Source organism: Desertimonas flava, from assembly GCF_003426815.1.
In the GTDB taxonomy this organism is placed as follows: Bacteria; Actinomycetota; Acidimicrobiia; order Acidimicrobiales; family Ilumatobacteraceae; genus Desertimonas; species Desertimonas flava.
The window spans coordinates 101585-114151 of record NZ_QKYK01000017.1 but is presented as its reverse complement, the minus strand read 5'-3'; the positions used below and the strand labels follow the sequence as shown (position 1 = coordinate 114151).

11 protein-coding genes are annotated in these 12567 nt (G+C 71.0%); 1 reads left to right on the top strand and 10 read right to left on the bottom strand.

Annotation, left to right across the window (positions count from 1 at the left end):
- Nucleotides 1–112 precede the first annotated feature (112 nt).
- The 8 genes from DN771_RS18555 to DN771_RS18520 all read right to left on the bottom strand — a co-directional run bounded on the left by DN771_RS18555 (nucleotide 113) and on the right by DN771_RS18520 (nucleotide 8744).
- Nucleotides 113–685 carry a mismatch-specific DNA-glycosylase gene (locus tag DN771_RS18555; RefSeq protein ID WP_116999046.1) on the bottom strand — a complete coding sequence of 191 codons (573 nt, stop codon included), beginning with the start codon at nucleotides 683–685 and terminating at the stop codon, nucleotides 113–115.
- Nucleotides 669–3227 carry a hypothetical protein gene (locus DN771_RS18550; protein ID WP_116999045.1) on the bottom strand — a complete coding sequence of 853 codons (2559 nt, stop codon included), beginning with the start codon at nucleotides 3225–3227 and terminating at the stop codon, nucleotides 669–671. Before DN771_RS18550 ends, DN771_RS18555 begins: the two co-directional genes overlap by 17 nt.
- Nucleotides 3228–3267: 40 nt before the next feature.
- Nucleotides 3268–4131, bottom strand: a complete 864-nt coding sequence (rfbD, locus tag DN771_RS18545; protein ID WP_162942115.1) for a dTDP-4-dehydrorhamnose reductase — start codon at nucleotides 4129–4131, stop codon at nucleotides 3268–3270.
- On the bottom strand, nucleotides 4128–5126 hold the full coding sequence (gene rfbB, locus DN771_RS18540; protein ID WP_116999043.1) for a dTDP-glucose 4,6-dehydratase: 999 nt from the start codon (nucleotides 5124–5126) through the stop codon (nucleotides 4128–4130). The genes rfbD and rfbB overlap by 4 nt, the downstream gene beginning before the upstream one ends.
- Nucleotides 5119–5673 carry a dTDP-4-dehydrorhamnose 3,5-epimerase family protein gene (locus DN771_RS18535; RefSeq protein WP_116999042.1) on the bottom strand — a complete coding sequence of 185 codons (555 nt, stop codon included), beginning with the start codon at nucleotides 5671–5673 and terminating at the stop codon, nucleotides 5119–5121. Before DN771_RS18535 ends, rfbB begins: the two co-directional genes overlap by 8 nt.
- 117 nt (nucleotides 5674–5790) lie before the next feature.
- Nucleotides 5791–6870, bottom strand: a complete 1080-nt coding sequence (locus tag DN771_RS18530) for a glucose-1-phosphate thymidylyltransferase (RefSeq protein ID WP_116999041.1) — start codon at nucleotides 6868–6870, stop codon at nucleotides 5791–5793.
- Between the two features lie 43 nt (nucleotides 6871–6913).
- On the bottom strand, nucleotides 6914–7951 hold the full coding sequence (locus tag DN771_RS18525; RefSeq protein WP_116999040.1) for an LCP family protein: 1038 nt from the start codon (nucleotides 7949–7951) through the stop codon (nucleotides 6914–6916).
- A gap of 64 nt (nucleotides 7952–8015) precedes the next feature.
- Nucleotides 8016–8744 (bottom strand): biotin--[acetyl-CoA-carboxylase] ligase, encoded by a 729-nt coding sequence (locus DN771_RS18520; protein ID WP_162942114.1) that lies wholly within the window; start codon nucleotides 8742–8744, stop codon nucleotides 8016–8018.
- 112 nt (nucleotides 8745–8856) lie between these two features.
- Here DN771_RS18520 and DN771_RS18515 point away from each other — a divergent pair, with 112 nt between their 5' ends.
- Nucleotides 8857–10647, top strand: coding sequence for an acetyl-CoA carboxylase biotin carboxylase subunit (locus DN771_RS18515; RefSeq protein WP_116999055.1), 1791 nt, complete (start codon nucleotides 8857–8859; stop codon nucleotides 10645–10647).
- 40 nt (nucleotides 10648–10687) lie between these two features.
- Here the strand turns inward: DN771_RS18515 and DN771_RS18510 are convergent, their stop codons facing one another.
- Both DN771_RS18510 and DN771_RS18505 read right to left on the bottom strand, forming a co-directional pair.
- Nucleotides 10688–11767, bottom strand: a complete 1080-nt coding sequence (locus DN771_RS18510) for a hypothetical protein (protein WP_116999038.1) — start codon at nucleotides 11765–11767, stop codon at nucleotides 10688–10690.
- Nucleotides 11764–12567 carry a class I SAM-dependent methyltransferase gene (locus tag DN771_RS18505; protein ID WP_162942113.1) on the bottom strand — a complete coding sequence of 268 codons (804 nt, stop codon included), beginning with the start codon at nucleotides 12565–12567 and terminating at the stop codon, nucleotides 11764–11766. Before DN771_RS18505 ends, DN771_RS18510 begins: the two co-directional genes overlap by 4 nt.

The window sequence follows — 12567 nt, the reverse complement described above, 5'->3', positions numbered from 1 at the left end:
TCAGCACCATCAACCGGCGAACCCGATCAGGAACACGACTCCGTGCCATCACCAACACCTCCAAGGCTCAAGGTGTTGCACTCACCGCTGGCGGGCAGGCTGGCACCATCTGTTACCGGACGAGATCGATGCCGGCGGCCACGGCGACCTCGCGGTAGGCCGCGGCCAGCGAGGAGGTCGTCTCGTGGGCATTGAGCCCGCTCGGGTTGGGCACGACCCAGAGCTCGCTCCCGGCGAGCGTCTCGCCCTGCCGGCCGCCCGTGGCCGCCGGTCGTCCGAACGCGTCGCGGTACGCGGTGATGCCGGCGACGGCCACGACGCGTGGCCGGTGCTCGGCGACGAATCGATGCAAGCGTTCGCCGCCGGCGCGCAGCTCCGCCTTCGTCAGCTCGGACGCCTTGGCGGTCGCCCGGGCGACGAGATTGCTGATGCCGAGGCCACGATCGGTGAACGCCCGCCGCTCCTCGTCGGTCATGCCGCGGCCGCGGTCGATCGGCTGCTCGATGATCCCCGCCTCGTAGAGCGCCGGATAGAAGCGGTTGCCGGGATGGGCGAAGTGGGTCTGCGTGGCCGCCGTCCACAGTCCGGGGTTGATGCCGACGAACAACAGTCGAACCTCCGAGCCGACGAGGTCGGGGACGGTCACTCCGTAGTACTGCTGGAGTTCCTCACGGCTGAAGCCCATCGAGCGAGTCAACCACACGGCGCCCCGAGGCCCGCCCCAGGTCGACGAGCTGGGCGAACTGGTCGTTGCTGAGGAACTGGTTCGCCGTGGAGTAGTTCGGGAAACCGCGATCGGCCTTGGCGTAGCGGCGCAGGCCGATGTCGAGGTCGGCGGCCAGCTGCGCCTTGGCGTAGACGATGGTTCCCGAGAAGCCACCGACGTAGTCGACGCTCAGCGTGGTGACGGTGGTGGGCGGCAGGACGCTGCCGTTGCCGACGAGCCGCTCGAGCCCGCTCAGGTCGATCGCCGCCACGATGCCGGGAAGTTCGAGACTCGCCAGTTCGACCGCCTGGCGCAGCGTGCCGAAGGCACGCCGAGCAGCATCGGTGCCGAAGCCGCTGGCGTCGTCGCCGCTCGCGTCGATGCAGACGATCACGGCGCACCGGCGGCGCAGCAGCTCGACGAGACCGAGATTCTCCCAGTGGCCGCCGTCGGCGACGAACACGTAGCGGTCGGCGGCGTCGTACCAGCCGAGGATCTCCTTGAACAGGTACCCGAAGCGGACCTTCGGGAACCGCACGGCCGGATCGTCGGTGAGCCGTGGGTTGGGCAGCCAGATCCCGAGATCGATGTTGAGGGCGGCGAGGAGGGCGTTCGTCGATCCCTTGGACAGGCGGCCCATCGCCGAGGCGAACGCCGCTCCACTCGTGGCGGCCCACGCCGCGACGTCTCGCTCACCGGTGAGGTCCTTGGGCAGGCGCGCGAGGTAGCGGTCGGTCGGGGTGACGAACTCGCCGATGCGCACCTCTCGGCGGGAGATGGTGAACGTGTCGGCCGGGAGCCCACCCGGCGCGATCCCGTTGCGCTGCTGGGCGCAGCACACCACGAGCTCGGGTTCGCCGGCGGACAGTTCGTCCCACGTGACCTGACCGCGGACCCCCGGTGAGTCGAGCCGGCCGTCGCCCGCCCGCCGGAGCCCGAACGTGCGCAGGAGACGTCGCCGATAGATGCGGTGGATGCTCGGCTGCGTGGCCCCGACGAGGCCGTAGATGACCACGAACAGCACCCCGGCGGCGGCCCACCGCTCGGCCGAGCCGAACAGGCCGGCGGCCGTGGCCGCGTCGGTGGCCACCTTGCCGCCCCACATCAAAGCGGCGAGGGCGAGGAGCACGCCGCCGAGTTGGGGCAGTCGCCGGGCCAGCTGCCCGGTCAGGGGCTTGCGGGCGAGTCGCCAGACGACCCCGAGGGCGCCGGTGAGCGACAGCAGGCCGACGGCGACCGGGCGACCGGTGCGCTCCGCCGGGTGGAGGAAGTTGCCGACGGCGACCGTCGCCGCCGGGATCCCGACGAGGACGGCGGTCAGTGCCGCCGCGGCGATCGCCAGCCCGGCGGCGACGCGCCACAGCCACGACGTGCTCCACGACGGCAGGGCGGAGATGAGCAGGACGACGGCGGCCACGCCGCCCAGGGCCAGGCCGGGCCACCACAGCTCGGGCGGCACGTCGAGCTGGCGCGGGACGCGATGGAACGTGCGGAAGACCGGCTGCACGGCCCGGCTGCCGATGACGCGGCCGATCGGCCACGACAGGACGGCGACGAGCGATCCGAGCACGACGAGGTTGAGAGCGATGTACGACGCGGCGGCGATGACCGACCGGCCGAGCCCGCCCGGACCGTTGCGCAAGAACCGGTGCCGGCCCGACGTGCTCCCCGGGATCGGCGCCGTGAGCCACCGGATGACGTCGTCGGCGGCCCGCTGCGACGGGTCGTCCGTGCGCGCCAGCGTCCATGCGGTGGCGGCGTAGTTGCCGCCCGACACCGCGGTCAGCCAGCGCGCCCGCCGCATCACACCGCCCCGCTCGAGCTCGTCGAGCGCTCCGATCGCGTAGGCGGTCGCCCGGATCCCGCCGCCTGAGCAACAGACGCCGAGACCGGATGGCGGCCCGGTCATCACGGGGACCGGTTCCGGCTCGCGCGACACCCTGGGCGCGTCGGGCTCGTGCCTCGACGCGATGGCGACCCCGATCGCCATCACGGCGAGCACAACGGCAACTCCGGCGCCGGCCCACTTCAGCCAGGCCGTGGTCGACACGAACGTGGGCAGCCACGGGTTGTCGGGAAAGGTGAAACGCTGTCCGCCGCCGGTGCGGGCAACACCGAGGGCGATCAGGGTGGCGATGTTCTCCACCACGTCGAGGGCGCCGACGACGAACGGCAGGGCGACGACGAGACGCTCGCGCTGCTTCAGGCGAGGGGCCTGATAGAGCGGCCACCATCGCCGCAGGATGCCCGCCAGGGTGAGCACGTACCCGACGATGAACAGCCCGTCGGCGGCCAGCGAGCTGCGGGCGGCGCCGAGATCGGCCGGGCAGCTTCCGATCCATGCGCCGAGGCGGCGATTGGATCCGGAGAACTCGGTGCCGACGAAGAAGTCACCGCACGGGGCGAGCCGCAGGGCGAGGACGGCACCGGTGACGGCGGTGGCGACGCCGATGACGAGGAGCGGGATCGATCCGAGCCCGCGCCGGGGCCGGGCGGCGAGCGGCGGCTGACGCGGATCCATCCCGCGATGCTGACATCACGGTGTCACGGAGTCTCCGAATTCAGCGCAGGGCGGCGATGAGTTCGGCGAGGGGCTGGCGAAAGTCGCGCAGGAGGGGGATGCCGGCGGAGCGCAGCACCCGGTTGTCGAGGACGCTGTTGGCCGGCCGCGGGGCCGGCCGGGGCGGGTCGAGCTCGGCCGTCGTGATCGGCCGGACGATCTCGGGCGGACGGCCGATGCCGGCGACGACGGCCTGGGCGAACTCGAACCACGACACGGCGCCCTGGTTCGTCGCGTGGACGACGCCCGAGCGGCGATCGACGACCAGGCGACGCAGGAGTGGGGCGAGGTCGGCGGTGAACGTCGGGTGACCACGCTGGTCGTCGACGAACGCCATGCGCCCCGGCGTGTCGTCGCCGCCGTCGGCGACGCGGATGATCGTCCGGACCATGTTGCTGCCGTGCTCACCGCAAACCCACGACGTCCGCACGACGGCGGCGCCGGTTCCGAGGGCCAGCGCCTCCAACTCGCCGGCGCGCTTCGAGGCCCCGTACACCGACGCCGGCGCGGGCGCGTCCCATTCGTGGTAGGGGCGGTCGAGCGAGCCGTCGAACACGTAGTCCGTGGAGACGTGCACGAGGTGGGCGCCGACGCGATCGCACGCCTCGGCGACCCAGCGCACGGCGAGGGCGTTGGCGGCGAAGGCGCGGTCGGGGTCGGTCTCACAGGCGTCGACCGCCGTCCACGCCGCGGCGTTGACGACGGCGTCTGGCCGCCACGAGGTGATCGTCCCGAGCACCGCGCCGCGATCGGTGACGTCGAGGTCACCGCGGGCCACGGCGAGCACGTCATCGCCCGCCGCCTCGGCGGCGAGACGGACATCCGTGCCGAGCTGGCCCGCGGCTCCCGTGATCAGCAGCCTCACTGGCCGGACTCGGCGTACTTGGCCTCGACGGCATCCTTCTGGGGGCGCCACCAGGCCTCGTGCTCCCGGTACCACGAGATCGTCTCGGCGAGCCCGGCCGTGAAGTCGGCGAAGCGCGGCGCCCAGCCCAGCTCGGTGCGGAGCTTGGTCGAGTCGATGGCGTAGCGCAGGTCATGCCCAATCCGATCAGCAACAAGGTCGAACGCGTCGGCCGGCTGACCGAGCATGGTGAGGATCGACTGCACGACGTCGAGGTTGTTGTGCTCGCCGTCCGCCCCGATGAGATAGGTCTCGCCGATCTCGCCACGTTGGGCGATCAGCAGGACCGCCGAGCTGTGGTCGTCGGCGTGGATCCAGTCCCGCACGTTGAGCCCGGCGCCGTACAACTTCGGCCGGCGGCCGTCGAGCACGTTGGTGATCTGCCGGGGGATGAACTTCTCGATGTGCTGGTAGGGCCCGTAGTTGTTCGAGCAGTTGCTGATCGTGGCGCGGACACCGAACGACCGCACCCACGCCCGCACGAGGAGGTCGGAGCCGGCCTTGGTGGCCGAGTACGGGCTCGACGGGTTGTACGGCGTCGCCTCGGTGAATCGTGCCGGGTCGTCGAGCTCGAGGTCCCCGTACACCTCGTCGGTGGAGATGTGGTGGAAGCGGGTGTCGTGGTGGCGAGCCGCTTCGAGCAACGTGTACGTGCCGATCAGGTTGGTGTGCAGGAACGGCGACGGGTCCCGCAACGAGTTGTCGTTGTGGGATTCGGCGGCGAAGTGCACGACGAGGTCGTGATCGGCCACCAGGTAGTCGACGAGATCGGCGTCGCAGATGTCGCCCTGGACGAATCGGAAGCGGTCCTCGGGCAGCCCCTCCAGCGACGCCAGATTCCCGGCGTAGGTGAGCTTGTCGAGCACCGTGACGGAGGCGTCGGTGTGGTCGAGGACGTGACGGACGAAGTTCGAGCCGATGAAGCCCGCTCCCCCCGTGACCAAGAAGTCAGGCACGTGTCGCCTCCTGGAACGTGGGGGCGGCCAGGTCCTTCTCGGAGATCTGCGCCCGATCGTCGACATCGATCGGCAACGGCCACTCGATTCCCAGCGCCGGATCGAGCGGCGTGCAGGCCGTGCCGGCCATTCCCGGCCGCCACTCCTGGTCGAAGCAGTAGGCGAACTGCGTGCCGTCGGCGATTGCCTGGAAGCTGTTGCCGACGCCGCGGGGCACGAGGACCTGCGTGCCCGGTACGAGCGTCACGGTTTCCACCGCGCCGAACGTCGATGACTCTCGCCGCATGTCGACGTACACGCCGAAGGCCTCGCCGAAGACCACGGCGACGAGCTTCGTCATGTGCTCGGCGTGGATGCCGCGCACCGCCCCGCGGCGGGTCTCGGTGACGTTCACCTGCTCGATCGGTCCGAGATCGACCACGCCGGCGGACTCGAACGCCGAGCGGCGGAAGAACTCCCGTACCGTGCCCCGCTCGTCGGAGATCTGCTTCATCGTCACGATCACCAGCCCGTCGATCGCCGATGGTTGGACCGCAAAGTCAATCATGTCGGGCCCTTCCCCATGTCCAGCGCGCCGACGCGACACCGGTCGCGAGATGACCAACGCTCCGATGCCGAAGGGGGCGGCGAGGAGCGAAGCGACGATGCCGCCGAGGACGAAACATCACTCGACATCGACTTGGCAATGGTCGCCGACCATGAGGCGCAGGGCGCGTGGGCGCCGCGTGGTGCGCTCGACGACCGCCTCGCGGCCGATGAGGCTGTCCTCGAGTCGGGGGATCTGCAGGATCCGCGAGTCGTTCATCACGACGGAGTGCTCGATCTCGCTGTTGAGGACCTCGCAGCGGTCGCCGATCGCGCTGAACGGCCCGATGAAGCTGTCGACCACCCGCGTGCCGGCGCCGATCGCCACCGGCCCCCGGATCGTCGAGTTGACGATCTCGGCGCCGGTTGCGATGACCACGCGGCCGTCGAGGGACGACGTCTCGTCGACGGTTCCCGACACGTCGGTCTCGATCTTCTCGAGCAGCAGCCGGTTGGCCTCGAGCAGCGGCGTCAGCTTGCCGGTGTCGATCCACCAGCCGGTGAGCAACTCGGTGCGGACCCGCCGACCGTTGGTGATGAGCCACTGGATGGCGTCGGTGATCTCGAGCTCCCCACGGGCGGAGGGCTGGATGGCCCGCACCGCCTCGTGGATGGCCGCGTCGAACAGGTACACGCCGACGAGCGCCAGGTCGGACGGTGGATCGGCGGGCTTCTCGACGAGCCCCACGACGTGACCCGCGGCGTCGAGCGTGGCGATGCCGAACCGATGGGGGTCGGGCACCCGCTTCAGGAGGATCTGGGCCGACGGCGGATCGGGCAACGCCCTGGCCTCCTCGAAGGCCGACACGAACGCCGCCAGATCCTGCTCGAGGAGGTTGTCACCGAGGTACATCACGAAGTCGTCGTCGCCGAGGAAGTCGCGGGCGATCAGCACGCAATGGGCGAGGCCCAGCGGGGCGTCCTGGGGGATGTACGTGATCGATGCCCCGAAGTCGCTGCCGTCGCCGAGGGCGGCGCGAACCTCGGGCCCCGTCGAGCCGGTGATCACACCGATCTCCGTGATGCCGGCGGCCACCATTGACTCGATGCCGTAGAACAGGATCGGCTTGTTGGCGACCGGGACGAGCTGCTTGGCCCTGGTGTGGGTGATCGGCCGCAGCCGGGTCCCCTCACCTCCGGCGAGGATGAGCGCCTTCATACGGGCCCGCAGCGTAGGCGGAATCCGTCGCGAACGGGCCTGATCAGCCGTCCGCTTCGCCGGGCGCCGAGTCGGCGGGCGGCGTGTCGGCCGGCTCGGGCGGCAAGGGACCGGCGCCACGGAAGTAGTCGAGGATCTCGTCGGCGCCGTCGCCCAGGTCGACCGTGGCGCCGTCGCGGCGGAGATCGACCGGCAGCGAGAACGTACGCAGACCTTCGCCGGCGGCGGCCCGCAGCGCCAGGGCGATCTCGGTGAGGTCGTCGCCGCCGCTGATCGTGAGCGCATTGGCGGCGACCTCGATCAGTTCACCCGCGCGCTCGGGGTCGTTCTTCAGCTCGGCCAGCAGGCCGTTCACGGCCGAGGTGACGAACGACTGCTGACGTTCGATGCGACCGATGTCGGCGCGCTGGTCCTCGACCCACTCCCCGTCGATGAACTCGCTCACGTGCCGGGCCCGGGCGAAGGCCAGGGCATCGAGTCCGCTGAGGATGTGGCAGCCGGGATCGAGCCGCATCGCCGTGTACTCAGGGTCCTCGATGAGGTGCTCGACGCACACCTCGACGCCGCCGATGGCGTCGACGATGTCGACGAATCCGGCGAAGTCGATCTCGGCGTAGTGGTCGATCCGGATGCCCAGCTCGTTGTGGATCGTGTCGATCAGCACGCCCGACCCGTTCTCGTGGGCGTAGGCCGAGTTGATGCGGTCGCTGCCGTAGCCCGGGATGTCGACCCAGAGGTCGCGGGGCAGGCTGACCAGGGCGGCGCCGTTGTCGGGGTCGCGGCGCAGGATCATGATCGTGTCGGTGCAGTTGCAGCCCGGGTCGTCGGTGCCGCCTTCGGGGTTGAGATTCTCCCGCGTGTCGGTGCCGACGAGCAGGTAGTTCTCGGCCGGGCCGTCGTTGGCGGAGTCATCGAGCTCGATCCCGGCGTCGATCGCCTGCTGGGCGGCGTCGTCCTGGCCCACGCCGGCCTGTCGCCGCTCGGACGCGTAGTACACGCCCGCTCCGCCGCCCACGCCCACGACCACCGTGAACAAGCCGGCGAGCAGCAGTGGGGCGCGATGGATGCGTCCGGAACTCACGAGGTCGAGGCTAACGGCCGTCGCTCGCCGGCTCCGGGCACCTGGGCCATGATGTCGGCGGGGGTCACTCGCCGGCCGGCCGCAGGTGCGTGACGTCGCCGACGTCGACGCGATGCGTCATCGCGCAGTCGTCGAGGACGATCAACCGACCGTCGGGCTCGACGTCGACCGCCCGCCCGACGATGTCGCCGCTCGTCCCGATGATGCGCACGCGCTGGCCGAGCGTGCCGAGCTCGGCGCGGTACCGGGCGTGCAGTTGATCAGTCGTCGCCGGCAGGCGGTCATACGACGACAGGAGCTCGGCGAGCAGGTCGGCCCGGTCGACCCCGTCGCCGAGCCGGGCGGCGCCCGGTGGCGCCCAGCCGACGTTGATGCCGATCCCGACGACGACGGAACCGGTCCCGTCCCGTTGCGCGAGCACGCCGGCCAGCTTGTCGTCACCGAGGAGCAGGTCGTTGGGCCACTTCAGCCGCAGGCGATCGCCCACGGCGGCGGGGGCGACGGCGCGGCCGGCATCGAGGGCGGCGAGGCTCACCCGACGCACGAGCTCACCTGGATCGGCCCCGACGGCGTCGGCTCGGAACAGCAGCGACACGAGCAGGTTGGATCCCGGCGGGGCGTCCCACTTCCTTTCGAGGCGCCCTCGTCCCGCCGTCTGATGGTCGGTGGCCAGGACGCTCCGGTGGGGGCGCCGCGTGACATCCTCGAGAAGATCGGCGTTCGTGCTGCCCGTCTCGGCGACATGCTCCACCGTCCAGCCGGCCGGCCAGTCTCGATCCCACGACTCGTTCACGCCCGCGAGCATGCCAAGCGCCGGCACGGCGGCCGAATCCGCCGCGGGACACGACGGCTGTCACGCCTGCCGGCTTGCGGCCGGAGAGACCCTCACCACCTACATTGGCACCGTGCTGCAGAAGATCCTGATTGCCAACCGCGGCGAGATCGCGGTGCGCGTCATCCGCGCCGCCCGCGAGCTGGGCATCGCCACCGTCGCCGTGTACTCCGAACTCGACCGCAACGCCCTGCACGTGCGCTTGGCCGACGAGGCTTTCGCCCTCGGGGGCCAGACGGCAGCGGAGAGCTACCTGAACACCGACGCGATCCTGGACGTCGTCCAGCGGAGCGGCGCCGACGGTGTGCACCCCGGCTACGGGTTCTTCTCGGAGAACGCCGAGTTCGCCCGCCGCATCACCGACATGGGCGTGGCCTTCATCGGCCCGCCGCCTGCCGCCATCGAGGAGATGGGCGACAAGGTGTCGAGCCGCAAGGCCGCGGTCCGCGGCGGTGCGCCGATCGTGCCCGGCACGACCGAGTTCGCCCAGGGCCCCGAGGAGATCCGCGCGTTCGGCGAGGAGCACGGCTGGCCGGTCGCCATCAAGGCGGCGTTCGGCGGCGGCGGCCGCGGCATGAAGGTCGTGCAGTCGGCCGCCGAGGTGGACGAGGCGATGGCCAGCGCCCAGCGCGAGGCGAAGTCCTTCTTCGGGCGCGACGAGGTGTACGTCGAGCGCTACCTCACCTGGCCCCGCCACGTCGAGGTGCAGATCGTCGGCGACCAGCACGGCGACGTCGTCTGGGTGTCGACCCGTGACTGCTCCGCGCAGCGTCGCCACCAGAAGCTCATCGAGGAGGCTCCGGCGCCCGGCCTGCCCGACGGCGTCGAAGCGGCGATGGGCGCCGCTGCGGTGAAGGCGGCCAAGGCGGTCGGTTACTACAACGCCGGCACCGTCGAGTTCATCTACCAGGACGGCGAGTTCTTCTTCCTCGAGATGAACACCCGCCTCCAGGTGGAGCATCCGGTCACCGAGGTGATCACCGGCATCGACCTCGTCGAGTGGCAGATCCGCGTCGCCTCGGGCGAGCGGCTGCCGATGACCCAGGACGAGGTCCTCGCCCAGCGCCGCGGCCACGGCATCGAGGTGCGCATCAACGCCGAGGATCCGGCCGGCGGCAAGTTCCTCCCCTCGCCGGGTCGCATCACCAAGCTCGATGCTCCCGACGGTTTCGGCATCCGCTTCGACGCCGGCTACGCCGCTGGCGACGAGGTGTCGCAGTACTACGACAACCTCGTCGGCAAGCTCATCGTGTGGGGCAAGGACCGCGACACGGCGATCGCCCGCACGATCCGGGCCCTCGAGGAAACCACCGTCGAGGGCGTGGCGACCACGATCCCCGCCGACCTGGCGATCCTCCGTCATCCCGACTTCGTCGCCGTCGAGCACTCCACCAAGTGGGTGGAGGAACGCCTCGACCTCTCGGACGCAGCGGCTCCGGCGCTCCCGGTCGCCAGCGCCGAGGAAGGCGAAGAACCCGAGCCGCTCGTGCAGCGATCCACCACCGTGGAGGTGAACGGCAAGCGCTTCGACGTCAAGCTCTGGGTGCCCGAATCGGCTGGTGTCGCTCCTGCCGGCAGCGCCAAGTCGGTGGCCCGCAAGCCGCGCCGGGCGGCCGGCGCCGGCGGCGCCGGTGGGGGCGCCGGGAGTGGGCATGTCGCGGTGCCGATGCAGGGCACCATCGTCAAGGTCCTGGTGGAAGTCGGCGTCGCCGTCGAGTCCGGCCAGCCCGTCGTCGTGCTCGAAGCGATGAAGATGGAGAACCAGATCACCGCCGAGCGCTCCGGCACGGTGAAGGAGATCAAGGTCGCCCCCGGCGACACCGTGGGCGGCGGCGACGTCGTCGTCGTCATCGGCGACGACTGACCGGCCGAGCTCCGCGCCGCAACCAGGTGAGATACCCGCGTCAGTCCAACGAGACGTAGCCGGGGGTGGCGTGGAGTGGGGAGTCGAGGTACACCTTGGCCTCCGGCGCCTTGTTGAAGCGGCCGTGGCTCCAGCGGATCTCGACGTGTCCGCGCGCTGACGACTCGGTGCGCGTGAGGCGGTCGAGCACCGTCAGCTCCCAGTCGACGGTGGGCTGCAGCGCGGTGGTGGCGGCGATGGCGAAGTTGCGCATCTCGTAGCGCGTGGCCCAGTCCCAGCGCGACAGCACCTTGAACCGCAACGGGATGCGGCCGGCCCGGCCGAGCAGGAAGTACACCGCCTGCGGGATGCGCAGCAGGCTCATGGCGAAGTCGCCGCGCTGCTGTTGGGTCGAGCCGATCGAGCGCCGCCACCGAGCGGCGGACGCCTCCGACACCGCCCGGCAGAACGCCGCCTGCTCGTCGACGAGCGCCGCCGGCAGCTCTCGCTCGAGGCGGCCGGCGAGGACCATCCGGTCGCCGTCGGTCAGCGTCGTCACGTCGCTCGCCAGGTCGTCGAAGGCGAAATGCGCGCGCACGGCGGCGTAGTACCGCTGGTAGGCCTCGCCGGCCACGTCCTCGTACCACGACGTCGCCGCCCGGACGCCGTCACGCAGCCGGTTGTCGAACAGCTTGGCGAGGCCGCTGTTGAGGAGGTTCTTCGAGCCGTACTTGCAGCTCACCAGGTAGACGTCGTCGACCCGGAGATCGGCGGGGATGGCGCCCTCACCGCGGATCTTGCGGGGCCCGGACCACTCGACCTGTCCCGGCTGGCGATGACGCAAGGCGGCCTCGGACGTGGCGAAGGCCCGACCGTTGGCGAAGGAGTGTTCGAACAGTTCGGCGTGGCGTCCGCCGGCGTGCAGCGCGGTCAGCGCATCCCAGTCGGCTGGCGACACCCCGACCAGTTCGGACGGCAGGTGGGCGATCGCCTCGGGCAACGTGCGGCGGATCATGCCGAGCGCGGTGGCCAGCTCGGAGATCAGCGTCGTGTCCTTGCTCGAGTACTTCACGCGCGCCCGGTCCGGGGCCACCGGATCGTCGTCCGGCCCGAAGAGGACCAGCTCCCGGTCCTCGCTCACGGCGCCGGCTTGGTGGCCACGATGATCTGTTCGCCTGCGACGCGCAGATGGCCGTTGGCGCCGTGGCGCTGGCGGCGCGTCTCGACGTTGACGACGTCGTCGATGCCGAGACCGAGCTCCTCCAGGCACCGCCGATGCCAGTCGCACACGTCGACCACCGCACCGAGGCGGATGTGGTTCGAGCAGTTCACGACGAACACGCCGCCCGGCGCGAGCACGGACACGCACACGGCCCAGATGGCCCGGTGGAGGTCCCGGTACTCGGGGCCCCACTGCATGCCGCCACCGTTGTTCGCCGACAGCACCCGGCCGAGACGGTGGCGGTACGTGTTGCGCCGCGAGACACCCCGGCCCTTGCAGACCCGGCAGTCCGAGGCGCCCGCCACGCCCGAGCCGCCACACGACTTGCAGGGGTCCTTCGCCTCGTGCTTGTCGGCCATCCGGTTGCCGTAGGCGGGCGACGTCAGCACGGCGTCGAACGTCCCCGGCGTGAACGTGGGGACGACGACCAGCGCGTCGCCGACGACCTGCGTCCGGTCGGGCCCGGGGAACGTGTCGGTGTTCGCCCACTCCGGTTCGAGCTCGATCCCTGTCGACCGCGGAACGCCGGCGGCCTCGGCGATGGCGTGGATCCGACCGGTCCCGGCGAAGGGGTCGAGCACCCACGAACGCCCGCTGATGGTCGTGGCGAGCGGGCCGATGAGCTCACGCGAGAACATCGCCGGATGGTCGTGCGACGGCGGGAGGACGACGTCGGGCGCGCCGCCCGTCGCCGCGTCGCCAGCACCTGCCGCGGCCAC

What these genes read in the sequence shown, in the direction of transcription:
- DN771_RS18555 (WP_116999046.1), bottom strand. Translation starts at nt 685, where the DNA reads ATGGGCTTCAGCCGTGAGGAACTCCAGCAGTACTACGGAGTGACCGTC.
- DN771_RS18550 (WP_116999045.1), bottom strand. Translation starts at nt 3,227, where the DNA reads ATGGATCCGCGTCAGCCGCCGCTCGCCGCCCGGCCCCGGCGCGGGCTC.
- DN771_RS18535 (WP_116999042.1), bottom strand. Translation starts at nt 5,673, where the DNA reads ATGATTGACTTTGCGGTCCAACCATCGGCGATCGACGGGCTGGTGATC.
- DN771_RS18530 (WP_116999041.1), bottom strand. Translation starts at nt 6,870, where the DNA reads ATGAAGGCGCTCATCCTCGCCGGAGGTGAGGGGACCCGGCTGCGGCCG.